This window comes from Variovorax sp. P1_H2, assembly GCF_056405295.1.
Map to the genome: position 1 here is coordinate 1 of NZ_JBFUCJ010000090.1, position 24,667 is coordinate 24,667.

Consider the following 24,667-nt stretch of genomic DNA (forward strand, 5'->3'; position numbering starts at 1 on the left):
ACGACGCAGAAGCGAGCAATCCCTCGTCGCGTACGCCGCCGGGGCCTCCATGCTCGACCAGTTGCTCCTCATGTGCGGCATGGATCATGTCGACGCTGAGCCAGACCCATCGCTGGTTGGCGGCTTTCACTTGGCGAGTTCGCGCAGAACATTGCGCCGCTTCTTCATGATCCGGCGCGCGGCTTCCATTTGGCGTTCGAACTCATCGTCATACGGCGAGAGCTTGAACCCGCCGTTCGCAGCTYCCGTCAAGTAGACCGTGTCACCTTTTTCCAGATTCATCTTCGCCAGTATTTCCTTGGGCAGAATGACTCCCACCGAATTGCCGATCTGGGTGAGTTTGAGCGCGGACATCAAGTGCTCCATTGATTCGGAGTTATAACAAGCGTTATATTAGCGCTTCGCCATCAAGCACCGCAAGACCAGATGCTCACCGCCAACAAACTCATGCCCCAGGGCGGCGGCCTCGCGGCCGTTCTGCTCAAGCGCGCCGCCACGGTCGAACTCGACTGGGACGTGCGCCAGAAGAGCCGATTCGACACCACCGACTCGCAAGGCCGCCAGATCGGCGTGTTCCTGCCGCGCGGCACCGCCGTGCGCGGCGGCGACGTGCTGGTGGCCGAGGACGGCTCGCTGATCAAGGTCATTGCCGCGCCGCAGCCGGTGCTGGTCATCACGCACTGCAGCGAGCACGGCACGCCCTTCGACCTAACGCGCGCCGCCTACCACCTCGGCAACCGGCACGTGCCGATCGAACTCAAGCCCGACCACCTGAAGATCGAGCCCGACCACGTGCTGGCSGRCATGCTGCGCGCGATGCACCTGATCGTGCGCGAGGCCAAGGAAGCCTTCGAGCCCGAGGGCGGCGCCTACGGCGCGCACGGCGGCGGCCAGGGTCACGGGTCTCATTCGCATGGCGCCGCCCCGGTCGGCCCGGTGCTGCATCCGGACGCCTATGCCGGCTCGCGTGCGCACGACGCGCACGGTCACGACCACGCCCACGACCACTCCCACTGATGAACGACGCGCAGGCCGCCCTGCCCGCCAGCAGCCTGCTGCAGCTGATCTGGCTGGCCTCGCCGGCGCTGCCGGTGGGCGGCTTCTCGTACTCCGAAGGACTCGAGGCGGCGATCGACGGGGCCGGCATCGCGACGGAGCAGGCCGTCTCGGACTGGCTGGCCGACCAGCTGCACCTGGCGCTGGCCCGCGCCGATCTCGCCGTGGTGGCGCAGGCGGTGGCGGCCTGGCGGCAGGCGGACACAGCCCGCATCCGCGCGCTCAACGACTGGGTCTTCCAGACCCGCGAATCGGCCGAATTCCTGCTGCAGACCGAGCAGATGGGCCGCTCCTTCGTCGAATGGCTCAAGCTGCATCACCCTGACGTCGCGAACATTTTCGAAAMGCTGCCTGCGAGCTATCCGATCGCCTTCGCCTTCGCCGCCAGCCGCACCGAGGCCCCCGCGCGCGATGCCTGCCTGGCCTTCGCCTTCGGCTGGGCCGAGAACATGATCGGCGCCGCGGTCAAGGCGGTGCCCCTCGGCCAGAGCGCCGGCCAGCGCATTCTCGGCCGCCTCGCCGCGGAAATTCCCACAGCCGTCGACCATGCGATCACACTGGCGGATGATGAGCGGCAGGCCTTCTCACCGATGCTTGCCGTGCTGTCGGCCCGCCACGAAACCCAGTACTCGCGCCTCTTCAGAAGCTAAGACCATGAACCCCCACGCACCTCGCGAGGCATAACCCATGTCCTCCGCCCTCCACCACATCCCCCATCGCACCAAGAAGCTGCCGCCGCTGCGGGTCGGCATCGGCGGCCCGGTCGGCTCCGGCAAGACCACGCTGCTCGAGATGCTCTGCAAGGCGATGCGCGACAAGTACGACCTGATCGCGATCACCAACGACATCTACACCAAGGAAGACCAGCGCCTGCTGAYGGTCGCCGGCGCGCTGCCGGCCGAGCGCATCATGGGCGTGGAAACCGGCGGCTGCCCGCACACCGCGATCCGCGAGGACGCCTCGATCAACCTCGAGGCCATCGACCGCATGCTGGCCCAGTTCCCCGACGCCGACGTGGTCTTCGTCGAATCCGGCGGCGACAACCTGGCGGCCACCTTCAGCCCCGAGCTGTCCGACCTGACGATCTACGTGATCGACGTCGCGGCCGGCGAGAAGATCCCGCGCAAGGGCGGCCCCGGCATCACCAAGAGCGACCTGTTCGTCATCAACAAGACCGACCTCGCGCCCTATGTCGGTGCGGATCTGGCCGTCATGGAGGCCGACACGAAGCGCATGCGCAAGCAGCGGCCCTTCGTGATGACCAACCTCAAGACCCGCACCGGCCTGGCCGAGGTGGTGTCGTTCATCGAAGATCGCGGCATGCTCGTCGAATCCTGAGCTTCGCGCTTCAGCAAGGGGCATGGAGGGAATCGCGAGGCAAAAAGGCGGCGTGACCCTCGGCCGGCCGGGAAGTTCAGGAGGCGGCTGGCAAGCGCCCGGCTTCAAATTCGTGACAGCGCCGTGAAATTGGTCCGCATCTTGCTACGGGCGTAGGCCATCAGGCTTGTATCGCGCTGTCATATGGAGCGGCGATACTGCCACAATCAGTTACAGGCGGTCCGCTCATCATGGCTTCTGAAGCGATCTTCCATCCGGCGACCGGCAGTGTGCAGTTCGCCATCTACCCTGACGGCTACGACGGTGCCCGCATCATCGCGCGCATCGACGAAGAGGCGTTGCATGCCCGCTTCCACGCGCCCGAGGGTCGGGACGCGGATCTGGTGCAGGCCTACGCACGCAACGCCGACTCGATCGACGCCCTGGCCACCGCACGCTACCGCGAGAACCCGACCCGCGCGGTCTGTCTGGGCCGCGAGGATTTCTAGGCCGGGCCGGCATCGGGCGCGRCAACAAAGAAAAACGGCCCCGAGGGGCCGTTTTTTCTGAGGGCGGCAAGATTACTTGCGTGCCTTCTTGGCGGGTGCAGCGGCCTTCTTGGCCGGTGCAGCCTTCTTGGCCACCGGCTTCGCGGCAGCCTTGTCGGCCTTGCGCTTGGCGGCCTTGGGGTCGACGGCGGCCTTGAACGCTGCGCCCGGCACGAACTTCGGCACCTTCTGGGCGGCGATCTTGATCGCTGCGCCAGCTTGCGGGTTGAAGCCGGTGCGGGCAGCGCGTGCCACTTGCTTGAAGGTCCCGAAGCCGATCAGCTGGACCGGGTCGCCCTTCTTCACTGCAGCGACGATGGAGCCGGTGACGGTTTCCAGGATGCGTGCGGCTTCGGCCTTGCTGACGTTGTGCGTGGTGGCGATCTTCTCGACCAGTTCGATACGGTTCACTTCAAATTTCCTATGGATGGTTTTTTCGCCATGTTGCCGATGGCGGCGCAGCCTGCGACGCAAGCTGCAAGCGGCGCGGAGTGTAGCGCAGCCGCGCATGGGCCTGGCGGCACGCGACCCACGACGCAGCGCCGTGAACGAGCCGAGATCGCTTCCGGAAGCGTCTCGCCCGCGCGCCGCATGTCCTTGGCCGGCAGGCGGAAAGCGAACGACGGGCTATCCTCGCAGCACTTCGCTCTCGCGCTGTGAAAGGATAGACATGACAGCACCCACCGCCTGGTGGTTGATGACCTTCGCGCTGGTGGCACTCGAGCTCGTCACCGGCACCATCTACGCCCTGCTGGTGGCGATCGGCTTCGCGGTCGGCGCGCTGGCCGCGCACCTCGGCGCCGCCATGCCGGTGCAGATCGTCTGCGCCGCCGTGGCCTGCGTGGCCTTCGTCGGCGGCTGGTACCTGCGCTCTTCGCGCCGCCCGAAGGCGCGCCTGTCCGACATGCAGATCGACGTCGGCGAGCAGGTCAACGTCCCCGCCTGGGGACCGGGCCGCACGGCCGAGGTCCGCTATCGCGGCGCCACCTGGCAGGTGAAGCCGGCGGCCGACGGCCCGACGGCGCCCGGCCTGCATCGCATCGTCGACGTCCGGGGCAACTTCCTCATCGTCGAATTCATCGGCTGATGCGCCGCCCGGACGCCACTCCCTACTGAAAGCTGAAAGCCCTCATGGAAATCCCGCTCGTTCTCCTCGTCGTCGCGATCCTGTTCGTGGCGCGCGCCGTCAAGTTCGTCCCCCAGCAGCACGCGTGGGTGGTCGAGCGCATGGGCAAGTACCACGCCACGCTGCTGCCCGGCGCCAACTTCCTGGTGCCTTTCATCGACCGCGTCGCCTATCGCCACAGCCTCAAGGAAGTGCCGCTCGACGTCCCGAGCCAGATCTGCATCACGCGCGACAACACGCAGCTCACGGTCGACGGCATCCTCTACTTCCAGGTCACCGACCCGATGCGCGCCAGCTATGGCTCGTCGAACTACATCGTGGCCGTCACGCAGCTGGCCCAGACCTCGCTGCGCAGCGTGATCGGCAAGCTCGAACTCGACAAGACCTTCGAAGAGCGCGACATCATCAACGCCCAGGTGGTGGCCGCGATCGACGAGGCCGCGCTCAACTGGGGCGTGAAGGTGCTGCGCTACGAGATCAAGGACCTGACGCCGCCGAAGGAGATCCTGCACGCGATGCAGTCGCAGATCACCGCCGAGCGCGAGAAGCGCGCCCTGATCGCCGCCTCCGAGGGGCGCCGCCAGGAGCAGATCAACATCGCGACCGGCGAGCGCGAAGCCGCCATCGCGCGCTCCGAGGGCGAGAAGCAGGCGGTCGTGAACAAGGCGCAGGGCGAGGCGGCGGCGATCAGCGCCGTGGCCGAAGCCACCGCCGGTGCCATCTCCCGCATCGCCGAAGCCATCCAGAAGCCCGGCGGCGCGTCGGCGGTGCAGCTCAAGGTGGCCGAGGAGGCGCTTCAGGCCTACGGCAAGGTGGCCGAGAAATCGAAGACCACGCTGATCGTGCCGAGCAACATGACCGAGGTGTCGACCTTGATCACCTCGGCGATGGCGATGGTCAAGGGCCCCGCCAGCTGAGGGAGCCGACATGCTTGCCGCCGATCGCGACCAGACGGTTGCCGAAGAAGTGATGAACGCCCTGAGCCACGGCCTGGGCCTGCTGCTGGCCGTCGCCTCGCTGCCGATCCTGGTGTACAGCGCCTCGCAGCAGCGCAGCGCCGCCGCGGTGGTCGGCGCCAGTCTCTTCGCCGGGACGATGATCCTGCTGTACCTGGTGTCGACCCTGTACCACGCGCTGCCGCTCGGCCGGGCCAAGGCCTGGTTCAACCGGCTGGACCATGCGGCCATCTACCTGTTCATCGCCGGCAGCTACATGCCCTTCCTGCTCGGCGTGCTGCGGGGGCCGGCCGGCTGGGCGCTGTTCGGCGCCGTCTGGTGCGCCGCGGTGCTGGGCGTCGGCGCGAAGCTCTTCAACCGCCTGCGGCACCCCTGGTGGTCGACCGGCCTGTACGTCGCGATGGGCTGGATGGCGGTGGCGGCCGCAGTGCCCCTGTACGAGCGCATGTCGGCGGCCGGCCTCGGCTGGCTGGTGGCCGGAGGCCTCGCCTACACGGCCGGCGCCGTGGTCTTCCTGTTCGACAACAAGGTGCGCTTCGCGCACTTCGTCTGGCACCTGTTCGTGCTGGCGGGGAGCGCCTGCCACTTCTTTGCGGCGCTGTGGCACGCGCACGGGTAGGGCCGGCCACCTCGACTCAAAGCCAGTCGAGTTCGCCGCTCGTCCACGCCGACGCATCCGCGCCGAGCACCACAGCCAGCGATTGCGTCTCGGGCAGCAACCGCCCGAAATAGAAGCGCGCGGTCGCCAGCTTGGCGTGGTAGATCGGATCGCCGTCAGGCGACTGGCGCGGCAGCGCGGCGGCCGCCATGCGCGCCCACATCCAGGCCAGTGCCACGTGGCCCATCAGGCGCAGGAAGGGCACGGCCGCGGCGCCGGCCGCGTGGGCGTCCGTGGCCGCGCGCTCGACCTGATCGCGCGCCGCGCGCCGCGCCAGTGCCACCACGTCGCTCAAGGGCTCGGCGAACTCGCGCAGGCCATCGTCCTGCGCCTGCGCGAACTGCTCGACCGCGTCGAGGAACAGGCCGAGCCCTGCACCCCCATCGGCCAGCACCTTGCGTCCCAGCAGGTCCATCGCCTGGATGCCGTTGGCGCCTTCGTACAGCGGGATGATCCGGGCATCGCGCAGATGCTGCTCGACGCCGTTGTCGGTGATGAAGCCATGGCCACCGAAGACCTGCATCGCCATGCTGGTGGATTCGACCGCGAGCTCGCTCGAGAAGGCCTTGACGATCGGTGTCGCCAGCGCCAGCAGCATCGCCGCTCGCTCGCACTCCTTCGGGTCCGCGCCGCGATGCTGGAGATCGGCCAGCTGCGAGGCCCACAGCGCGAAGGCGCGTGCGCCTTCTACATACGCCTTCTGGGTCAGCAGCATGCGGCGGACGTCGGCGTGCGCGAGGATGGGATCTGCCGGGCCGCTGCGTGCGGCCATCGCCGGCGCCCTCCCCTGGGTGCGGTCCCGGGCATAGCTCAGCGCCTTCTGGTAGGCCGCCTCCATCAGCCCGATCGCGTTGACGCCCACCACGATGCGCGCGTGGTTCATCATCACGAACATCGCCGCCAGGCCGCGGTTGGCCTCGCCGAGCAGCCAGCCGGTGGCGGCGTCGAAGTTCATCGTGCAGGTGGCATTGCCGTGGATGCCCATCTTGTGCTCGATCGAGCCGCAGGCCAGGGCGTTGCGCTCGCCGACGCCGCCCGCCGCCGTCGGCAGGAACTTGGGCACGATGAACAGCGAAATGCCCTTCACGCCCGGCGGCGCATCGGGCAGCCGCGCCAGCACCAGGTGGACGATGTTCCCGGTCAGGTCCTGCTCGCCGCCCGAGATGAAGATCTTGCTGCCGGTGACGGCGTAGCTGCCGTCCGCCCGCGGCTGGGCGCGGGTGCGCAGCAGGCCCAGGTCGGTGCCGGCGTGCGGCTCGGTCAGGCACATGGTGCCGGCCCATTCGCCCGCAGCGAGGCGCGGCAGGTACAGCGCCTGCTGCGCCGCATCGCCGTTGGTCGCCAGGCAGGTGTACGCGGCGTGCGACATGCCGGGATAGGCCGCCCAGCCCATGTTGGCGCCGCAGAAGATCTCGTAGATCGCGTTGTCGAGCACCGAGGGCATGCCCTGCCCGCCGTGTGCGGGATCGCAGGCCAGCGCAGTCCAGCCGCCGGCGCAGAAGCGGTCGTAGGCCTCGCGGAATCCCGCCGGCGTGCGGACCACGCCCGGGGCCGGCATGCGGCAGCCCTCGCGGTCGCCGCTGCCGTTGAGCGGCGCGATGACCTCGGCGGCGAAAGTGCCGGCGGCTTCGAGGATCTGGTCGAGCGTGTCGCGGTCGAGCGTCTCGGCGCCGGCGCCGGGCACGGTGGCGCAGACGTCGAGCAACTCGTGCAGCACGAAGCGCAGATCGCGCAGCGGGGCGGTGTAGCCGTATCCGCTCATGACGGGCGCAGCTCGCGACGCAGGATCTTGCCGACCGTCGATTTCGGCAGCGCCTGCAGGAAACTGATCTGCCGCGGGACCTTGTAGCCGGCCAGGTTGGCGCGGCAATGCGCCTCGATCTCCTCGGCGCTCAGCGCGTCGTTGCGCCGCACCACGAAGAGATGCGGCGCCTCGCCCGAGCGCGCGTCGGGCTGGCCGATGCAGGCGCATTCGAGCACGCCGTCGTGCAGCGCGACCACCGCCTCGATCTCGTTCGGGTAGACGTTGAAGCCCGACACCAGGATCATGTCCTTCTTGCGGTCGACGATGGTCATGGCGCCGCTGGCGTCGGCCACCACCACGTCGCCGGTGCGGAAGAAGCCGTCCTCGGTCAGCGCCTTGCGGCTGTCCTCCTCGCGCTTCCAGTAGCCGGCGAAGAGCTGCGGCCCCTTCAGCAGCAGTTCGCCCGGCGTGCCGTCGGCCACCGGCCGGCCGTCGTCGTCGACCACCCGCGCATCGGTCGACGGCACCGGGATGCCGATCGAGCCGTTGCGCCCGGGCGGATTGAAGGTCGCCGAGGGCGAGGTCTCGGTGAGTCCGTAGGCTTCGGTGATCGGCGGACCGCCGGCCGCGTGCCAGCGTTGCGACACCGCCTGCTGGATCGACGCGCCGGCGCCGATCACCAGGCCGGTGCCGCTGAAGTCGACGCCGGGCAGCTCGGGCGCATTCACCAGCGCGTTGAACAGCGTGTTGACGCCGATGAAGACCAGGAACGGGGCGCGCTTCATCTCCGCGATCACCGCGCCCGGATCGCGCGGATTCGCGACCAGCCGCATCACGCCGCCGAGCTGGAAGGTGATCAGCGACACCTGCAGCGGATAGATGTGATAGAGCGGCAGCGGCGCCACCACCGACCATTCGCGGGTGTCGACCGCGAGCCGCATCCAGCTGAGCGACTGCAGCACGCCGGCACCGACGCTGCGATGCGTCAGCACCGCGCCCTTCGACAGGCCGGTGGTGCCGCCGGTGTACTGCAGGAAGGCCGGGTCGGCCGGTGCGATCTGCACGGACGGCAGCGGCAGCCCGCCGGACCGGGCCATGGCCTCGGCGATCGGCATGACCTGCTGCCGTTCGGACACGGCATCCGGCTGCGCCGCGATCGCGGCCAGCAAGCCCGCGACCGGCGCGGTGAGGATCTGCTCGACGCCGGCTTCGAGGATCACGCCTTCGAGCGCTTCGCGCAGCGGCTCGGCGAGCACGATGCAGCGCACCCCCGCATCGGCCAGCTGGTGGGCCAGCTCGCGCGGCGTGTAGAGCGGATTCACGGGCACGCCCACCATGCCGCTGCGCAGGATCGCGGTCATGGCGATCGGGAAGGCCAGGCCGTTGGGCATCATCAGCGCCACGCGGTCGCCCTGGCGCAGGCCGGCCGCATGGAAGTGCGCCGCGAGCCGGTGCGCCAGGCGGCCGAGCTGCGCATAGCTCAGCGATTCGGCGCCCGCCGTCACCGCGGTGCGATCGGCAAAGGCGTCGATCGACCGGTCGAGCATCGCCGCCAGGGTCTCGCCCGGCGGCAGCTCGATGTCGGTGCCCATCCCGGGCGGGTAGGCCGCGTGCCAGCGTCTGGTTTCCATGTCGTCTCCTTTGGTTCGTGGTGGGCGGGGCTCAGCGCGCGAGCTCTTCGCGGATCATGTCCATGCGGTCCTGGCCGAAGAACATCTCGTCGCCGACGAAGGTGGTCGGCGCGCCGAACACGCCGCGTGCCACCGCTTCGTCGGTGGTGGCCTTGAGGGCCGCCTTGACCTCGGGGTCGGCGGCCAGCGCCTGGATCGCCTCCGGCGCGAAGCCGGCGTCCTGCAGCGTCTTGGCGGTCAGCGCCGGCTGGTTGAGGTCGAGCGCATCGATCCACATCGCCTTGAACACGGCCGCCAGCAGCGCCTGCAGCCGCTGCGGTTCGCGCAGCTGGACCCCGGTCACGGCACGCATCAGGAACAGCGTGATGATCGGAAAGTGCGGATTGTTGACAAAGGGCACGCCGTACTTGCGCGCATGGCGCTCGTAGTCGCGCACCGTGTAGCGGCCCTTGGCCGGAATGGCACCGGGCGACGCGTTGCCGGTCGCCTGGTAGACGCCACCCAGCAGCATCGGCTTGTAGACCAGCTCGGCGCCGGCCGCTTCGCACAGGGGCGGCAGCTGCGTCCATGCCAGGTACGAAGCCGGACTGCCCACATCGAAATAAAACGCCACGGTCTTGCCCATCGTCGGTCCTTTATTAAACGTTCGTTAACTGAACGGAAGTTATGTTATTGTTTTTTGATTGTCAACAAGGGTTCCCCCCGAGGCCTCCGATGCGCTACTCCAGCACCCACAAACAAGAAGTCCGCGACAAGCTGATGGCCAGCAGCCGGGCGATCGCCAAGCGCGGCGGCTTCGAAGCCACCGGCGTCGATGCGCTGATGGGCGCGATCGGCATGACGGGCGGCGCCTTCTACAGCCACTTCCCCTCCAAGCAGGCGCTGTTCGAGGCGCTGATCAGCGAAGAGGTCGACAACAGCGCCGACATGCTGGCCGGCAACGAGGATTCGCCGGCCGACCACGTGGCGCGCTGCCTGCGCGGCTACCTCAGCAGCTTCCATGTCGACAACCCCGACAAGGGCTGCGCGCTGACCGCGCTGGGCCCCGAGATCGCGCGCGCCGGCCCCGAGGTGCGCCGCGCGGTCGAGACCAGCCTCAAGCGCACGCAGAAGAACTGGAGCGATCGCATCGGCGACTCCGACGGCGCCTGGGCCCTGATCGCCCAGTGCGTCGGCGCCGTGGTGCTGGCGCGCTCGGTCGAGAGCGAAAAGACGCGCAAGGAACTGCTGGCCGCGAGCCGCCGCTTCATCGACAAGGCCTACGCGCTCGAGCACCCGTGCGCGACCTCGCCGGGCCACAAGAAAGCCTGAGGCGCATCGTCGACGCGCAAGCGCGCGCTTGACACCGCTCGTCCCTTTGGCTAACGTTCGTTTAGTTAAACGACCATTCATCAATTGAAGGAGACAGTCATGGCGGAGTCGCAAGGTCAGGGAAAAGTCGCGCTGGTGATCGGCGCCGGCGATGCAACGGGCGGTGCCATCGCGGCCCGCTTCGCCAGGGAGGGCTACATCGCCTGCCTCACGCGGCGCTCGGCCGACAAGCTGCAGCCCACCGTCGAAGCGATTCGCGCCGCCGGCGGCCAGGCCTTCGGCTACAGCAGCGACGCCCGCAAGGAAGAGGACGTGATCGCGCTGGTCGAGCAGGTCGAGCGCGAGCACGGGCCGATCGAGGTGATGGTGTTCAACATCGGCGCCAACGTGCCCTGCAGCATCCTCGAGGAAACGGCGCGCAAGTACTTCAAGATCTGGGAGATGGCCTGTTTCGGCGGCTTCCTCAACGGCCGCGAAGTGGCCAAGCGCATGGTGACGCGCGGGCGCGGCACGATCCTCTTCACGGGCGCCACGGCCGGCCTGCGCGGCGCCGCCAACTTCGCGGCCTTCGCCGGCGCCAAGCATGCGCTGCGCGCACTGGCGCAAAGCATGGCGCGCGAGCTCGGGCCGAAGAACATCCACGTGGCGCACGTCGTGGTCGACGGCGCGATCGACACCGAGTTCATCCGCACCAGCTTCCCCGAGCGCTACGCGCTGAAGGAGCAGGACGGCATCCTGAAGCCCGAGCACATCGCCGACAACTACTGGCACCTGCACACGCAGCCGCGCGACGCCTGGACCTTCGAGCTCGACCTGCGGCCCTACATGGAGCGCTGGTAGGCCGCCGCCCTTCCCAGCCAACGCTGCTTCTCTTGACCTTCCTCCTCATTCTTCCTTCAGAACCATGAAGACACGCATCACCGAGCTTTTCAACATCCAGCATCCCATCATCCAGGGCGGCATGCACTACGTCGGCTTCGCCGAGCTGGCCGCGGCGGTGTCGAACGCCGGCGGGCTCGGCCTCATCACCGGGCTGACGCAGAAGACGCCCGAGCTGCTGGCCAAGGAGATCGCCCGCTGCCACGAGATGACCGACAAGCCTTTCGGCGTCAACCTGACCTTCCTGCCGACCTTCTCGGCACCGCCCTACCCCGAGTACATCGCCGCAATCGCCGAAGGCGGCATCCGCGTGGTCGAGACCGCCGGCCGCAGCCCCGAGGCCTACATGCCGGCGCTCAAGGCGGCCGGCATCAAGGTGATCCACAAGTGCACCTCGGTGCGGCATGCGCTCAAGGCCGAGGCGATCGGCTGCGACGCGGTCAGCGTCGACGGCTTCGAGTGCGGCGGCCATCCGGGCGAGGACGACCTGCCCAACATGGTCCTGCTGCCGCGCGCCGCCGAAGAACTGCGCATCCCCTTCGTCGCCTCGGGCGGCATGGCCGATGGCCGCAGTCTGGTGGCGGCATTGGCGCTCGGCGCCGACGGCATGAACATGGGCACGCGCTTCATCGCGACCCAGGAAGCGCCGGTGCACGACAACGTCAAGCAGGCGATCGTGGCCGCCAGCGAGCTCGACACGCGGCTGATCATGCGTTCGCTGCGCAACACCGAGCGGGTGCTGAACAACGCCGGCGTCGAGCGCATCCTCGAGATCGAGCGCGAGAAGGGCGCGGCGCTGCAGATCGGCGACGTCTACGACCAGGTCGCCGGGGTCTATCCGCGCGTGATGATCGAAGGCGAGATGGACGCCGGCGCCTGGAGCTGCGGCATGGTCGCCGGGCTGATCCATGACGTGCCGACGGTCAGGCAGCTGATCGACCGCATCATGGACCAGGCGCATGGCCTGATCAGCGCACGGCTGGCCGGGATGCTGGAAGCGCAGCCGGCCTGATCCGCGCGCACATGGCACGAGGCCCGGACCGCACGCAAGCGGGATCCGGGCCTCTTTCCGTCAGGCGCCGTAGAGCGCCTCGATCTGCGCGGAGAAGCTGCGCTCGGCCATGCGGCGCTGGATGCGGAGTGCCGGCGTCATCTCCTCGTCGTGGGCCGACAGCGCGCGCGGCAGCAGGCCGAAGCGCCGGATCCGATGGCCCTCGGCGAGCGAGGCATTGAGCCGGTCGATCTCGGCCTGCACCAGCGCGTGGACCTCGGGCCGCAGCAGGAGATTGGAATAGTCGGTGAACGGGATGCCCTGGCTCTGCGCATAGGACAGCACGCTCTCCTCTTCGAGCGACACCAGGCAGGCGCAATGACCGCGCTGCGCACCGACCAGCATGGCACCGGCGATGAAGGCACTGGCCTGGAGCGCGGCCTCCATCGCGCCTGGCGCGACCTGCGTGCCCAAGGCCGTGGTGAAGGATTCCGACAGCCGCCCCACCACCCGCACCTCACCCGCCGCATCCTTGACCGCGAGGTCGCCGGTGTGCAGCCAGCCATCGTGCGTGAGCGCCGCAGGCTGCAGCGCGCCTTCGCGCCAGTAGCCCGCCATCAGCGCCGCCGGCTTGAGCTGCAGTTCCCCGTCCTGGGCGATACGGGCCGTGGACGGCAGCAGCAGGCAGGGGCCACTGGTCTCGGCGCTTTCATACAGGTCGACCATCGGCACGCCGATGCCCTGGTACCACTGCGCGAGCGAAGCCGACGCAGCTGCCCCGCCGCTGAAGACCTGCCGCACACGGGCCAGCCCGAGCGAGCGACGCACCTGCCGTCGGGCCGCACGCTGCAGCCAGCCCGCGGCCGTCCCGTCGACGCTGCGGCGGTAGAGCCGCCGCGCACCGGGCGCGCTCCGAAGCGCCGCACTCTCGGCGCGCGCCTGCAACTTCTCCCAGAAGCGCGGGGGTGCATGCACCCAGTGCGGCTCGACTTCACGCAGGTCATTGGCCACAGTGGCCGGGCTCTCCGGAAAATGCACCAGGCAGTCGCCCAGCACCGGCAGCACGGCCGCGAACAGGCGCTCGGCCGCATTGGCCGGCGATACGAAGCAGAGGATGCGATCGCCGTCCTTCACGCCGAGGCTCGCCCGTATCTCGGCCGCCTGCCGCAGCGCCGTCGCCTGCGTGACGGCGGCGATGCGCGGCGCGCCGGTGCTGCCGGCAGTGCCGGCGAGAAAGCCGATGTCGCTGCCCTGCCCGGCCGCAATGCGCTGTTCGAACAGCGAATGGGCCGACGCGTCATTCGCCGCCACGAACGCGCCGAGGCCGATCACGCGCGGATCGTCGATTTCGCGCAGTCCGCGCTCCTCGAAGACCACCACGCGCGCCAGCCGCGGCAGCCGCTCGGCCGAGGCCAGCAGCTTGGCCGCCTGCCCGGTGTCCTCGACGAACACGACGCGCGTGCCGGCCAAGGCCAGATGGCGGCCGATGCGCCGCGCCGAACAGGTCGGATACACCGCGTGGCTCACGAAGCCCATGGCCTGCGCGGCCATGTCGACGAAGAGCCACTCGGGCCGGCTCTCCGAGACCACGGTCACGACCTCGCCGGGCGCCAGGCCGAGGCGGTCGAGCGCCAGCCCGATGGCCCGCGCCGCGGCAAAGAACTCGCCCCAAGCGACCGGCCGCCAGATGCCGCGCCGCTTGTGCCGCATCGCGACCCGCGCCGGCTGCGCATGGCAGCGCGCCAGCCAGGCCTGCGGCAGCGTGAGCGCGGCGCTCACAGGCTGCTCTTGGCCGGATCGATGATCTCCGAGCGCGGCGTCCACTGGCCGTTGACCACCTGCTCGACGCGGCACCACTCGGGATCGACGTGGTTGTCCTTGAAGCGCTGCGTGTCGTAGGAGGACTGGCCCTTGAAGCTCGACGCCTGCAGCGTCTTCACGAGCCTGTCGGTCGTCAGCTCCCTGCCGGTGGCCTCGACGCCCTGCAGGAACCAGGACGCATAGTCGTAGAAGATCAGCGCGACGTCGTCGGGCTCCATGTTGAAGCGCTTGCGGTAGCTGTCCGACCAGCGCTTGAGCGCGGCGTCCTGCTCGGCCGCCGGCGTGATGCGCCAGCCGCCGACGCCGTAGAGGCCCTCGACCGAGGCCTTGCCGATGCTCACCGTGGTGCCGGCGCGGCCCGGGCTCGCGGTCAGCACGTTGACGCCGGTCCAGCCGAGCTTCTTCACCTCGGCCGACACCGCGATGGTTTCGCGCGTGGTGGTGGCGCCGACGATCAGGTCGACGCCCGCCGCCTTCATGCGCGCCACCTGCGACGAGAAATCGATGTCTCCGACCTTGTAGCCGGCTTCGGCCGCCAGCTTCATGCCCTTGGCCGCCAGCGCCTCCCTGACGCCCTTGCCGACCAGGTCGCCGAACGGCCCCTCCTGGTAGATGAAGCCCACCTTCTTGCTGCCGAGCTTGGCGATCGTCCACTTGAGGCCGGCCGCGGTGGTCGTGTCGTAGTGCAGGTTGGTCGTGAACAGCAGCGGCGAGTCGCCCGAGGCCTTGCGGATCAGCGCCGCGGCGCCGTAGGGCGCGAAGCAGATCACGCCCGCATCGACCGTCTTCTTGACCGTCGCCACGCCCGGGCCGGAGCCGAACGGACACAGCATCGCGAACACCTCGTCGCGCCGGATCAGCTTGTCGACCGCGCGCACCGCCTGCGGCGGCTGGCTGCCGTTGTCCTCGATCACGAAGCGCAGCTTGCGGCCATGGATGCCGCCGGCCTCGTTGGCCTCGTCGACGCGCATCTGCAGGCCGTTGCGGATCGGCGGCATCGTGATGGCGGCCGGTCCCGACAGGTCGAGGTGGGTGCCGAGCACGATCTCGCTGCTGCCGACGTCCGCGGCGCGCGCGGGCGCGGTGAGGAAGGCGGGTGCGAGGCCGGCCAGGCCGGAACTCAGCAGGGTACGACGGCGAAGGCTCATGGGATGTCTCCTGAAGTGAAGGGGATGAGAGGCAGGGCTGGCTAGCGCCAGCTGGCGCGTCGGCGCTGGGGCCGCACGGCGCCCGCCACCGCATGGCCGGCGGCGCCGCCGAGATAGAAGTCGCGCACGTCGTCGCGCTCGCGCAGCCTGGCGCAGCTGTCGGCCGCCACGATGCGGCCGAGCTCGACGATGTAGCCGTCGTCGGCCGTGGCCAGCGCAATCGCGGCGTTCTGCTCGACCACCAGCACCGCGGTGTTCGTCTCGCTGCGGATGCGCTGCACGATCGCGAAGATCTCCTTGGTGAACAGCGGCGACAGTCCGAGCGAGGGCTCGTCGAGCAGCAGCAGGCGCGGCCGGCCCATGAAGGCGCGGCCGATCGCCACCATCTGCTGCTCGCCGCCCGACAGCAGGCCGGCCGCCTGGGAGCGGCGCTCCTTCAGGCGCGGGAACCACTCGAACACGCGCTCGATGTCGCGCGCCACCTCGGCGTCGCGACGGCGCGCGAAGGCGCCCATGCGCAGGTTCTCCATCACGCTCAGGAAAGTGAAGACCTGGCGGCCCTCGGGCACCAGCACCACGCCGGCACGCGCCACTTCGTCGGCATCGCGGCCGTCGATGCGCCGGCCCTCGAACTCGATGCTGCCCTTGGCCGGATCGATCACGCCGGCGATGGTGTTCAACAAGGTGGTCTTGCCGGCCCCGTTGGCCCCCAGCACGCAGACGATGCGGCCGGCCTCGACCTCCAGGCTGACGCCGCGGAGGGCGTTGACCGGGCCGTAGCAGGTCTCGATGTTGCGCACGCTCAGTAGCGCAGTCATGTCTAGTGCTCCACCACGTGATCGCGGGACCCGCGACGCATGAAACCGGCGCAGCCAAATGCCAGGGATACCGCGGAACCGGCTTTGCCGGGCCGCCGGTATCGCCCCCTCGAGGGGCTGAGGTCCGCGGCTCCGAGCCTGCCTGCGCAGGCTTGGACGGAACCGAAGAGCCGCTGCCTCTGGCAGCGACTCGAGGCGCCGAAGGCGCTACGGGGGTGTTTCATCCTATGCTCCCAGGTAGGCCGCGATCACGCGCGGATCGGACTGCACTTCGGCCGGCGTGCCCAGTGCGAGCCGCTGCCCCTGCTCCATCACCAGCACGCGGTCGGCCACCGCCGAGACCAGCGACATGTCGTGCTCGACCATGACCACCGTGATGCCGAGGGCGTCGCGGATGTCGCGGATCCAGTGCGCGAGCTCGTGGGTCTCCTCGGGGTTGAGGCCGGAGGCCGGCTCGTCGAGCAGCAGCAGCCGGGGCCCCGCCACCAGCGCGCGGCCGAGCTCGACGATCTTGCGGATGCCATACGGCAGCCCGGCGACCAGGCTCATGCGGTAGGGCGCCAGATCGAGCAGCGCGATCACGTCTTCGACCCCCTCGCGCGTGGCGTTCTCGGCGCGCCGCACCACCGGCAGGTCGAGCAGCTGTGCGAGCAGGCTCCCGTGCGGCGCCGAGTGGCGGCCCAGCATCAGGTTGTCGAGCACGGTCGCGCCTTCGAACAGCTCGATGTTCTGGAAGGTGCGCGCGATGCCGTGCCGCACCACGTCGTGCCGCGCGACCTTGGTGATCTCGCGGCCCAGCAGCCGCACCGACCCGCTGCTGGCATCGAATACGCGCGTGATCAGGTTGAAGACCGAGGTCTTGCCGGCGCCGTTGGGGCCGATGATGGCGAACACCTCGCCCTGGGCGACCTCGAAGCTGACATCGCGCACCGCGCGCACGCCGCCGAAGGACAGGCTCAGGCGATCGACTTCGAAGAAKGCCATCAGGCACGCTCCGATCGCATGTAGGCCTTCTGGCGCCGGAAGCTCGCCCGTTGGCGCAGCGGGAATTCGTCGAGCGCGGCGCGGATCCGGACCCAGCGCCCGTTGATGCCGCGCGGCTCGAGCAGCACGAAGAACACCAGTACCGCGCCGTAGACGAAGAGTTCGAGCCCGAACTGGCTGCCGATGCGCGCCGGCAGCAGCGGCTTCATCAGCGAGATCAGCGATGGCAGCATGCCGATCAGCAGCGCCCCGAAGATCGCGCCGCGCAGGCTGCCCATGCCGCCGATGAAGACCATCAGCACCAGCTGCAGCGAGAGCGCGAGGCCGAAGCCCTCGGGCGTGATGAACTGCGTCTGGTGCGCGAGCAGCGCGCCGGCCACGCCCGACACGCTGGCCGAGATCACGAAGGCCAGCACCTTGGTGCGCGCCACGTGGATGCCCAGGCCCTGCGCCGCGGCCTCGGAGTCGCGCACGCCGACGAAGGCGCGTCCGGTGGCAGAGCGCATCAGGTTGAGCAACAGCCACAGCACCAGCCCGAGCAGCGCCAGGCACAGGAAGTAGAAGGGCCGCGGGGCACCCAGGCTGAGGCCGAACAGCGCCGGGTCGGGCACCGCGAGGCCGCTGTGGCCGCCGGTGACGGATGTCCAGCGCCCCACCACATGCTCGGTGACGATCGCGAAGGCCAGCGTCACGACCGCCAGGTGCAGGCCCGAGACGCGGATCGCGGGCAGGCCCACCAGCAAGCCCGCCATTCCGGCCGCGGCACCGGCGGCGAGCAGCGACAGGGGCAGCGGCAGGCCGAGCGTCAGCAGCTGGGCATGGGTGTAAGCGCCGATGCTCAGGAAGGCCGCCTGGCCGAGCGATACCTGGCCGGTGAAGCCGGTCAGCGTCATGAGCCCGAGGCTGGCGATGCACATGATGAAGATGAAGGAGGCCTCGCCGACGTAGAAGGTCGGCAGCGCGAAGGGCGCAGCCACCAGCACGATGGCGAGGGCGCCGTACAGCAGGCGCTGCCGGCGCGTGCGCAGCAGCGCGCGGCCTTCGGCGTAGCGGGTCTCGTAGTTCTCGCTGCTCATACGCGCCTCCCATGCGCTTCGCCGATCAGTCCGCGGGGGAAGAAGACCAGCACGACGATCAGCACCAGGTAGGGCATGACGTCCTTGAAGCCGTCGGGCAGGTAGACGCCCGAGAACTGCTCGATCAGCCCGATCAGCAGGCCGCCGAGGATCGCCCCGGGCACGCTGCCGAAGCCCCCGAGCACCAGCGCCGCGAGCGCCTTGAGCATCACGAACCAGAGGCCCAGGTCGACCAGCGAGATCGGCGCCAGCAGGACGCCGCAGAGCGCCGCGATGGCCCCCGAGATGGCCCAGACCAGCGAGTTGAGCCGCTTGACCCGCACCCCGCACAAGTGCGAAGCGAGCTGGTTCTGCGACGACGCCTGGATCGCCACGCCCAGCGCCGTGCGCTGCAGGAAGACGAAGAGCAGCGCCGTCACCCCCAGCGCGGCCGCGATGATCACGAGGTTGAGGTCGGCCACCACGGCGCCGGCGATCCGGGTGGTGCGGTCGGTCCAGGGCGTCGGATAGCTGCGCGAATCGGGCCCGAACACCATGCTGGTGCCGCCGCGGATCATGAAGCCGATGCCGATGGTCAGCATCACGCCCGCGAACTGCGGCTGGCCGACGATGGCGCGCATCACCTTGGCTTCCAGCAGCCAGCACAGGGCCGCACCCAGCACCACCACCAGCGGCAGCGCCAGCCAGAACGGCAGGCCGGCTTCGACGATGAAGTACCAGGCCGCGAACGACGACAGCATGAGCACGTCGCCATGCGCGAAGTTGAGGACTTCGGTGGCCTTGTAGCCCAGCACCAGGCCGAGGGCGACCAGGCTGTAGATCGCGCCGGTGGAAATGCCCTGGAGGCCGAGCTGGACCGCTTGCGCCAGCGAGGCGGAATCGAATGCACCCATTGTTTCCTAACGATCGTTAACTAAACGATCGGCAGACTATAAGGACATGCAGCGCCTTCAGTCTCTAGTGGTTATTCCCAGGTCCGCCCGGCCCGCCCGGCACAGGAGCCAGCCCGGGCGAATGTGCGATTTGCACGATCCGGCGCCCGAAGTTGCGTCGACGCGGTATTCCTTCATCAAGCCGACACCGTTATTCATGATGATCAAGGCCCACCCAAGGGAGGCACCATGAACAGCCGCATCCGCTCGATCCGCGCCGGCCGCACACCGAAGCCCACGGCGCGGCGTACCATTGCCGAAGCGCTCTCGCGCAAGCTGGGCAAGCTGGTCGGAACCGATCGGCGCCAGGCGCTGCAGGCCCGCGAGCGCCTCGATCAGCTGGATCCCGACCAGCGCCTGCGCGAAGTCGGCGAGTGGTAGCCGGTTCCGCCTGAGCCTCGCCCGCGAGGGCCTGCGGGACTGGTTTCCGCCATCGCCCGCGAGTCATTCGCTACCATCGACGGACAAACCACTGTCCGTCGCATGCCCCCGCCCTCCCTTCCCCAACGCCAGCCGCTCGGCGCCCTGCTGCGCTCGGTCGCCGGCCCGCTCGAGCGGCCCTTGAGCTTCCTGGGCGAGGTGCTGCTGTCGGCCGCCGCCGCGCTGGGTGGCCGCTGGACCTTCCGCCGCGAAGACCTCGGCCGCGTCCTGGCCGACTGCAGCGCGCGGGCGGTGACCATCGTGGGGGTCGTGAACCTGCTGGTCGGCGCGATCCTGGCGTTCGTCGGCGCGGTGCAACTGGCCAAGTTCGGCGCCGGCATCTTCGTCGCCGACCTGGTGGCCATCGCGGTGGCGCGCGAGATGGCGGCCATCATCACGGCGGTGGTCATCGCCGGGCGCACCGGCGCCGCCTTCGCGGCCGAGATCGCGACGATGCAGGCCAACGAGGAGGTCGATGCGCTCGAGGTGCTGGGCCTGACCGCCATCGACTTCCTGGTCTTGCCGCGGGTGGCCTCGCTGCTGTTGATGATGCCGCTGCTCTACATCTTCGCCTGCGTGGCCGGCCTGCTGGGCGGCATGATCGTGTCGGCCGCCATGCTCGACGTCTCGGCCACCGCCTACATGCAGCGCACCGCCGAGTCCCTCACCTGGACCCACCTGGGCCTGGGCATCGGCAAGTCGCTGACTTTCGGCGCCCTGGTCGGCATGGTCGGCTGCTACTACGGCCTCCATGCCAAGCGCAACGCGGCCGGCGTCGGCGTCGCGACCACCGGCGCCGTGGTGACCAGCATCGTCGGCATCATCGTGCTCGACGCCATCTTCGCCCTGTGCGCCAACGCGCTGGATATATGAAGCACCCCCGATGCGCCTGCGGCGCCCCGAGTCGCTGCCAGAGGCAGCGGCTCTTCGGATCCGTCCAAGCCTGCGCAGGCAGGCTCGGAGCCGCGGATCTCAGCCCCTCAAGGGGGCGATACCAGCGGCCCGGCAAAGCCGGTTCCGCGGTATCCCTGGTATCGGACTGCGCCGGATTCATGCGACGCGGGTCACCCGGCAGCGCGGTGGAAAATTGAAATGAGCCTGCTCGCGGTAGATCAGCTCGTGATGCGCTTCGGCGATCGCCTGATCCAGGAGGACGTGTCGCTGAAGGTCGACAAGGGCTGCATCTTCGCCGTCATGGGCGGCAGCGGCTGCGGCAAGAGTACGCTGCTCAAGCACCTGGTGGGCCTGCTGCCGCCGGCGGGCGGCACCGTGACCTACGACGGCATCGATTTCTGGGCCAGCGACGACGCGCAGCGCAGCGCGCTGCGTTCGCGCTTCGGCATGCTGTTCCAGAGCGCCGCGCTGTGGTCGTCGATGACCGTGCTCGAGAACGTCTGCCTGCCGCTCACGCGCCAGACCCGGCTCGACGCGAAGCAGCGCGACGCCAAGGCCCGCGAAGTGCTCGAATGGGTCGAGCTGGGCGAGTTCGCGGACTTCTATCCGTCGTCGCTGAGCGGCGGCATGAAGAAGCGCGCCGGCCTGGCCCGCGCCATCGCCGCCGAGYCGCCGCTGCTGTTCCTCGACGAACCCTCGGCCGGCCTCGACCCGATCAGCTCGCGCCGGCTCGACGACCTGATCCTCGACATCCGGCATCGCACCGGCGCGGCGGTGGTCTTCGTCAGCCACGAGCTGCCAAGCCTGTTCGCGATCGCCGACGACGGCCTCTTCCTCGACGCCGACAGCAAGCGGCCGATCGCCCATGGCTGCCCGCGCGAGCTCGCCCAGCAGCACGTGCACCCGACGGTGCATGCCTTTCTCCATCGGGAGGTGCCGCCCGCGATCGCACCTGCCGCCACTGCCGAGGCCTCCCCATGAAACGCAACGCCCTGCTGATCGGCGGCTTCGTCGTCGCCGCCTTCGCCATCGCCATCGCGGCCATCCTCTGGCTCGGCGGCAACGACCTGTTCACCAAGCATCAGAAGGCCCGCGTGTTCTATGAAGGCAACGTGAGCGGCCTGTCGGTCGGCGCGCCCGTGACCTTCCGCGGCGTCACGGTCGGCCAGGTGACCGAGATCGGCATCCAGATGGACGCCCGTTCGCTCAAGACCACGATTCCGGTCACGCTGCGGCTGCAACCCTCGTCGCTGCGTGTCACCGCGGGCCCCGGCGACCCAATCCCCGACTTGCCGGACCTCGTGCGGCGGGGACTGCGTGCGCGCCTGGCCATGCAGAGCGTGGTGACCGGGCAGAAGCTGATCGAGCTCGACTTCCTGCCGAACACGCCGGACATCCTTGTCGGCGGTCCCGGCGCGCCCGAGATCCCGGCCGTGGCCGACCGCTTCGAAGCCCTGATCGACCAGGTGGCCAACCTGCCCCTGCGCGACACGGTGGCCGACATGCGGGAGGCCATCAAGGATCTGCGCACCACGATGGAGTCGGTACAGAAGACGCTGGACGGCGCCCAGGGCGTTCTCGTCGGCGCCGGCAAGGAGCTGCAGCTCACCGGTGCCGAGTCGCGCAAGACGCTGGTGGCCGCGACCGAAGCCATCCGGCAGGTGCAGGGCAGCGCCGACGCGACGCTGCGATCGATCACGCAGCTGGCCGACAGCTCGCGCCAGACGGTGCTCGCGGCCCAGCCCGAGCTGGAACGCACCCTGGTGGGCGCCCGCCAGGCCTCGGAGACCGCCAAGCTGGCGATGGAACGGCTGGCCGACGTGGCCTCGCCCGGCGCGCCGCTGCGCGGCGACCTCGAGGCCGCGATCAAGGATCTTTCACAGGCGGCGCGCAGCCTGCGCTCCTTGAGCGAGCAGCTCGAGGAACGGCCCAACGCCATCTTCTTCGGGAACTCACGTTGATGACGACTGCACTGAACCGATGGGCGGCCTGGCCGCTGCGCGCCGCGCTGGCCGTGATGCTTTCGGCCTGCGCCTCGGGGCCGGCGCCCGTGCTGCTGACACTGCCACCGGCCGTCGCGGCACCGTCCGCCCCGCTGTCCGCGCCACCGGCCAGCGTCCGCGTGCTGGCGCTGAGCCGGCCCGAGATACCGGAATACCTGGTCGCGCGCCGCGTGCGCTACCGGGCCGAAGCCAGCACGCTGGGCGAATGGCCCGACACCTTCTGGGCCGAGCGCATCGAGATCGGCGTGGCGCGAGAGTTCACGGCCGCGCTGCGCGAGCGCCTGCCCGGCTGGCGCCTCTGCGAGGCCAACTGCGCGGAGCAGTCGCCGGCCGCTTCGCTGCAGGTGGCACTGAGCCGGATGGACTACGTGCGCAGCGAGCGGCGCTTGAAGGCCACCGTGCGCATCACGCTGTGGAGCACCGAGCGCGTTCCACGGCTGCTGCACGGCGCGGAGTTCAGCGTCGACATCGCGGGCGATGCCGACACGCCGCAGTCGCAGGCCAAGACATTGACGCAGCTGCTGCGCCGCATCGCCGCCGAGGCCGCAACGGCGGTCGCGGCCTTGCCCTGACCGCGGGGCGAATTCAGGGCCCTGCTTCAGCGGCTACTTCAGCGCCTGCTTCTCCGCATGGCGTTCGCTCGACCGACTGGCCGGTATGAAGTCGTACTGCCCGCTGCCCTCCCGCGTGCGCGGGCCCTGCATCTGCGGCGCGGCGAGCCGGTCGGCGGCGCTGCCCAGCGTGTTCGACTGCAGCGGCTGACCCGAGAATGCCGAGCCGCACGGCCGGTCGGACAGCACGGTCTGGCCACGCTCATCCTTGCAGCGATGGATTTCGGCAGAAGCCATGGCGCTGGCAGCGCAGAGGCTCAACAAGGCGATCGTTCGGGACAGACGCGAGACCGGGAGTTGCATGGGTCGCTTTCGATGTGTGAGCCGATCGTAGGGGCCGCCACAGCACTCGTGAAGCAACTTGTCACAAGATAGGCAGCGGAGTGTGAAAAAACTCCCACTGCGCACAGGGCCGACAAAACGCTAGCGAAGATTCGCGGCGGCGTCTTACACTCGACCCTGATTCGATGTACGACAAATGGTCTCCTTGCTGAGCCCAGAAGACATGAACCCCTTCCGTACGCGCGCGATCCTCGAGACGGCCAGCTGGCCGGCCCCCCAGCGGGCTGTCGCCTTCGTGCAGGTGGGAGACGTCGTGGAGATGCTGATTCGAAGCAAGAAGGCCCAGTTCGCAACCTGCGAGTTCTGCCAGAGCGTGAACCACCTGAGCGATGCGCGTTGCCGGACTTGTGGCGGCGCACTGCCTCCGAGCGATGAGGCCGAGGCCGCCCCCGCGACACCCGAGCCGACCGAAGCGACCGAAGCGACCGAGGCGGCCGCGCCGGCCGCGCCGGCCGGCAGCGAACCCGGATTCTCCGAGGCACGCTCCCTGCGCAACGTCATGCAGTTGGCGCTGCTGCCGCCGCTGCTGCTGTTTTCCGCCTTTGCGGCCTGGACCGCATGGCGAACGCCGCCCGCCCGGCAGCCCGCCGCGCTGGTCGCCCTGCCTGCTTCGCAGGCGCCCATGCCGCGGCCGGCGCCGCGCGTGGCGATCCCGGCGCGCATCGCGCCCGCCGAACTGGGCCTAGGGCCGAGCGAGGTGTTCGTTTCGTCGACACGCGCGGCGGCTTCACCGGCCGAGAAGGACGACCATGCCGAGACCTTCGCACCCGGGCCTGCGCCTGCCGAGGGCCCTGCCGCGTCGAGACCGAGGAAGGCCGCGACACAGTCGGCGACGCGCCTGGAACCCAATCCGCTGGCGGCCTGCAGCAACAGCAACTTCTTTGCCCGTGCGATCTGCATCAACAGCCGCTGCGCAGATCCGAAGGTCGCGCAGTTCGGGCAATGCCGCGAGGCCATCCGCCAGCGTCGGATCGACGAGGCGCGCCGCAATCCGAGCCTGATGGGCTGAGGGCAGGCGCGACCGGTCTAAGATGCGCTCCCCACTCCCGAGGAAGGCCTCGTCATGAGCAAGCTCGCGCCCCTCTCCGCCGCCTGGATCCTCGCCGTCCTGTCGGGCCTCGCCTCGGCCCAGGGCGATGGCGGCAGCCAGACGCCCTGCGAACTCCAGTACAGCACCTGCAAGCAGACGGCCAGGGCCGACTACCAGTTCTGCAAGAACGCCTCCGAGAAGAACTGCCGCCCGCGCCTGAACAAGGCACTGCAAAGCTGCAGCACCAGCCAGAACAGGTGCCAGAACTCGACGCAGGGCATCCAGTTCAGCAGTTGATCCCGGCCGGCGGCACCGGCACGATCCGTGCAGCGACACGGCGCACGCGCTCGCCCCCGGCCTCCCGACCCGTC

Annotated in this window: 29 protein-coding genes; 17 read left to right on the forward strand and 12 right to left on the reverse strand. The window is 69.3% G+C overall.

Annotation, left to right across the window (positions count from 1 at the left end; all coding sequences use genetic code 11):
• Nucleotides 1–126 precede the first annotated feature (126 nt).
• Nucleotides 127–354 (reverse strand): AbrB/MazE/SpoVT family DNA-binding domain-containing protein, encoded by a 228-nt coding sequence (locus AC1D2E_RS25315; protein WP_478199952.1) that lies wholly within the window; start codon nucleotides 352–354, stop codon nucleotides 127–129.
• A gap of 72 nt (nucleotides 355–426) precedes the next feature.
• Between AC1D2E_RS25315 and ureE the strand changes: the two genes are divergently transcribed.
• The 4 genes from ureE to AC1D2E_RS25335 all read left to right on the forward strand — a co-directional run bounded on the left by ureE (nucleotide 427) and on the right by AC1D2E_RS25335 (nucleotide 2,882).
• Nucleotides 427–1,017: an urease accessory protein UreE gene (gene ureE / locus AC1D2E_RS25320; RefSeq protein WP_478199953.1), complete on the forward strand. Its 591-nt coding sequence runs from the start codon at nucleotides 427–429 to the stop codon at nucleotides 1,015–1,017.
• Nucleotides 1,017–1,706 (forward strand): urease accessory protein UreF, encoded by a 690-nt coding sequence (locus AC1D2E_RS25325; RefSeq protein WP_478199954.1) that lies wholly within the window; start codon nucleotides 1,017–1,019, stop codon nucleotides 1,704–1,706. Before ureE ends, AC1D2E_RS25325 begins: the two co-directional genes overlap by 1 nt.
• A 37-nt stretch (nucleotides 1,707–1,743) precedes the next feature.
• Complete coding sequence (gene ureG / locus AC1D2E_RS25330; protein WP_478199955.1) at nucleotides 1,744–2,394, forward strand: urease accessory protein UreG; 651 nt, start codon at nucleotides 1,744–1,746, stop codon at nucleotides 2,392–2,394.
• A 230-nt stretch (nucleotides 2,395–2,624) separates the two neighbouring features.
• The gene (locus AC1D2E_RS25335) at nucleotides 2,625–2,882 is read left to right on the forward strand and encodes a hypothetical protein (RefSeq protein WP_478172889.1); all 258 of its coding nucleotides are present in this window, start codon (nucleotides 2,625–2,627) and stop codon (nucleotides 2,880–2,882) included.
• A gap of 72 nt (nucleotides 2,883–2,954) precedes the next feature.
• On the opposite strand, the gene AC1D2E_RS25340 is transcribed toward AC1D2E_RS25335, so the two are convergent.
• Nucleotides 2,955–3,431 carry an HU family DNA-binding protein gene (locus AC1D2E_RS25340; RefSeq protein ID WP_478199956.1) on the reverse strand — a complete coding sequence of 159 codons (477 nt, stop codon included), beginning with the start codon at nucleotides 3,429–3,431 and terminating at the stop codon, nucleotides 2,955–2,957.
• 160 nt (nucleotides 3,432–3,591) lie between these two features.
• Between AC1D2E_RS25340 and AC1D2E_RS25345 the strand changes: the two genes are divergently transcribed.
• From AC1D2E_RS25345 to trhA, 3 genes are read left to right on the forward strand one after another with little or no spacing between them, the layout of a single operon-like run.
• Entirely contained in the window at nucleotides 3,592–4,008 is a 417-nt protein-coding gene (locus AC1D2E_RS25345) for an NfeD family protein (protein ID WP_478199957.1), read from the forward strand.
• A 44-nt stretch (nucleotides 4,009–4,052) separates the two neighbouring features.
• The gene (locus AC1D2E_RS25350; protein ID WP_478199958.1) at nucleotides 4,053–4,964 is read left to right on the forward strand and encodes an SPFH domain-containing protein; all 912 of its coding nucleotides are present in this window, start codon (nucleotides 4,053–4,055) and stop codon (nucleotides 4,962–4,964) included.
• A gap of 10 nt (nucleotides 4,965–4,974) precedes the next feature.
• Nucleotides 4,975–5,622 carry a PAQR family membrane homeostasis protein TrhA gene (gene trhA, locus AC1D2E_RS25355; protein ID WP_478199959.1) on the forward strand — a complete coding sequence of 216 codons (648 nt, stop codon included), beginning with the start codon at nucleotides 4,975–4,977 and terminating at the stop codon, nucleotides 5,620–5,622.
• Between the two features lie 16 nt (nucleotides 5,623–5,638).
• Here the strand turns inward: trhA and AC1D2E_RS25360 are convergent, their stop codons facing one another.
• The 3 genes from AC1D2E_RS25360 to AC1D2E_RS25370 are packed head-to-tail and all read right to left on the reverse strand — an operon-like array spanning nucleotide 5,639 to nucleotide 9,661.
• Nucleotides 5,639–7,423: an acyl-CoA dehydrogenase gene (locus tag AC1D2E_RS25360; RefSeq protein WP_478199960.1), complete on the reverse strand. Its 1,785-nt coding sequence runs from the start codon at nucleotides 7,421–7,423 to the stop codon at nucleotides 5,639–5,641.
• Nucleotides 7,420–9,036 (reverse strand): AMP-binding protein, encoded by a 1,617-nt coding sequence (locus AC1D2E_RS25365; RefSeq protein WP_478199961.1) that lies wholly within the window; start codon nucleotides 9,034–9,036, stop codon nucleotides 7,420–7,422. Before AC1D2E_RS25365 ends, AC1D2E_RS25360 begins: the two co-directional genes overlap by 4 nt.
• Before the next feature lie 31 nt (nucleotides 9,037–9,067).
• The gene (locus tag AC1D2E_RS25370) at nucleotides 9,068–9,661 is read right to left on the reverse strand and encodes a 2-hydroxychromene-2-carboxylate isomerase (protein WP_478199962.1); all 594 of its coding nucleotides are present in this window, start codon (nucleotides 9,659–9,661) and stop codon (nucleotides 9,068–9,070) included.
• 89 nt (nucleotides 9,662–9,750) lie between these two features.
• Between AC1D2E_RS25370 and AC1D2E_RS25375 the strand changes: the two genes are divergently transcribed.
• From AC1D2E_RS25375 to AC1D2E_RS25385, 3 genes are all read left to right on the forward strand, one after another.
• Nucleotides 9,751–10,347, forward strand: a complete 597-nt coding sequence (locus AC1D2E_RS25375) for a TetR/AcrR family transcriptional regulator (protein ID WP_478199963.1) — start codon at nucleotides 9,751–9,753, stop codon at nucleotides 10,345–10,347.
• Between the two features lie 99 nt (nucleotides 10,348–10,446).
• The gene (locus AC1D2E_RS25380) at nucleotides 10,447–11,187 is read left to right on the forward strand and encodes an SDR family oxidoreductase (RefSeq protein ID WP_478199964.1); all 741 of its coding nucleotides are present in this window, start codon (nucleotides 10,447–10,449) and stop codon (nucleotides 11,185–11,187) included.
• Between the two features lie 64 nt (nucleotides 11,188–11,251).
• Nucleotides 11,252–12,238, forward strand: coding sequence for an NAD(P)H-dependent flavin oxidoreductase (locus tag AC1D2E_RS25385; protein WP_478199965.1), 987 nt, complete (start codon nucleotides 11,252–11,254; stop codon nucleotides 12,236–12,238).
• 60 nt (nucleotides 12,239–12,298) lie between these two features.
• Here the strand turns inward: AC1D2E_RS25385 and AC1D2E_RS25390 are convergent, their stop codons facing one another.
• The 6 genes from AC1D2E_RS25390 to AC1D2E_RS25415 all read right to left on the reverse strand — a co-directional run bounded on the left by AC1D2E_RS25390 (nucleotide 12,299) and on the right by AC1D2E_RS25415 (nucleotide 18,957).
• The gene (locus AC1D2E_RS25390) at nucleotides 12,299–13,996 is read right to left on the reverse strand and encodes an AMP-dependent synthetase/ligase (RefSeq protein WP_478199966.1); all 1,698 of its coding nucleotides are present in this window, start codon (nucleotides 13,994–13,996) and stop codon (nucleotides 12,299–12,301) included.
• A complete protein-coding gene (locus AC1D2E_RS25395) occupies nucleotides 13,993–15,186 on the reverse strand; it encodes an ABC transporter substrate-binding protein (protein WP_478199967.1) in 1,194 nt (397 codons plus the stop codon). Before AC1D2E_RS25395 ends, AC1D2E_RS25390 begins: the two co-directional genes overlap by 4 nt.
• A gap of 41 nt (nucleotides 15,187–15,227) precedes the next feature.
• Nucleotides 15,228–16,004, reverse strand: a complete 777-nt coding sequence (locus AC1D2E_RS25400) for an ABC transporter ATP-binding protein (RefSeq protein ID WP_478199968.1) — start codon at nucleotides 16,002–16,004, stop codon at nucleotides 15,228–15,230.
• A 225-nt stretch (nucleotides 16,005–16,229) separates the two neighbouring features.
• The gene (locus AC1D2E_RS25405) at nucleotides 16,230–16,988 is read right to left on the reverse strand and encodes an ABC transporter ATP-binding protein (protein WP_478199969.1); all 759 of its coding nucleotides are present in this window, start codon (nucleotides 16,986–16,988) and stop codon (nucleotides 16,230–16,232) included.
• Nucleotides 16,988–18,064, reverse strand: a complete 1,077-nt coding sequence (locus tag AC1D2E_RS25410; RefSeq protein WP_478199970.1) for a branched-chain amino acid ABC transporter permease — start codon at nucleotides 18,062–18,064, stop codon at nucleotides 16,988–16,990. Before AC1D2E_RS25410 ends, AC1D2E_RS25405 begins: the two co-directional genes overlap by 1 nt.
• A complete protein-coding gene (locus AC1D2E_RS25415) occupies nucleotides 18,061–18,957 on the reverse strand; it encodes a branched-chain amino acid ABC transporter permease (protein ID WP_478199971.1) in 897 nt (298 codons plus the stop codon). Before AC1D2E_RS25415 ends, AC1D2E_RS25410 begins: the two co-directional genes overlap by 4 nt.
• Before the next feature lie 228 nt (nucleotides 18,958–19,185).
• Between AC1D2E_RS25415 and AC1D2E_RS25420 the strand changes: the two genes are divergently transcribed.
• From AC1D2E_RS25420 to AC1D2E_RS25440, 5 genes are all read left to right on the forward strand, one after another.
• Nucleotides 19,186–19,377 carry a short-chain dehydrogenase gene (locus tag AC1D2E_RS25420; protein WP_478199972.1) on the forward strand — a complete coding sequence of 64 codons (192 nt, stop codon included), beginning with the start codon at nucleotides 19,186–19,188 and terminating at the stop codon, nucleotides 19,375–19,377.
• Nucleotides 19,378–19,479: 102 nt separating this feature from the next.
• Complete coding sequence (locus AC1D2E_RS25425) at nucleotides 19,480–20,289, forward strand: MlaE family ABC transporter permease (RefSeq protein WP_478199973.1); 810 nt, start codon at nucleotides 19,480–19,482, stop codon at nucleotides 20,287–20,289.
• Nucleotides 20,290–20,508: 219 nt separating this feature from the next.
• Nucleotides 20,509–21,291 (forward strand): ABC transporter ATP-binding protein, encoded by a 783-nt coding sequence (locus AC1D2E_RS25430; protein WP_478199974.1) that lies wholly within the window; start codon nucleotides 20,509–20,511, stop codon nucleotides 21,289–21,291.
• Entirely contained in the window at nucleotides 21,288–22,271 is a 984-nt protein-coding gene (locus tag AC1D2E_RS25435) for an MlaD family protein (RefSeq protein WP_478199975.1), read from the forward strand. Before AC1D2E_RS25430 ends, AC1D2E_RS25435 begins: the two co-directional genes overlap by 4 nt.
• Nucleotides 22,271–22,885, forward strand: a complete 615-nt coding sequence (locus tag AC1D2E_RS25440) for a PqiC family protein (RefSeq protein ID WP_478199976.1) — start codon at nucleotides 22,271–22,273, stop codon at nucleotides 22,883–22,885. The genes AC1D2E_RS25435 and AC1D2E_RS25440 overlap by 1 nt, the downstream gene beginning before the upstream one ends.
• A 33-nt stretch (nucleotides 22,886–22,918) precedes the next feature.
• Here the strand turns inward: AC1D2E_RS25440 and AC1D2E_RS25445 are convergent, their stop codons facing one another.
• A complete protein-coding gene (locus AC1D2E_RS25445; protein ID WP_478199977.1) occupies nucleotides 22,919–23,227 on the reverse strand; it encodes a DUF4124 domain-containing protein in 309 nt (102 codons plus the stop codon).
• 202 nt (nucleotides 23,228–23,429) lie between these two features.
• Here AC1D2E_RS25445 and AC1D2E_RS25450 point away from each other — a divergent pair, with 202 nt between their 5' ends.
• Complete coding sequence (locus tag AC1D2E_RS25450; RefSeq protein ID WP_478199978.1) at nucleotides 23,430–24,275, forward strand: hypothetical protein; 846 nt, start codon at nucleotides 23,430–23,432, stop codon at nucleotides 24,273–24,275.
• Nucleotides 24,276–24,329: 54 nt separating this feature from the next.
• Nucleotides 24,330–24,593: a hypothetical protein gene (locus AC1D2E_RS25455; RefSeq protein ID WP_478172907.1), complete on the forward strand. Its 264-nt coding sequence runs from the start codon at nucleotides 24,330–24,332 to the stop codon at nucleotides 24,591–24,593.
• Nucleotides 24,594–24,667 lie beyond the last annotated feature (74 nt).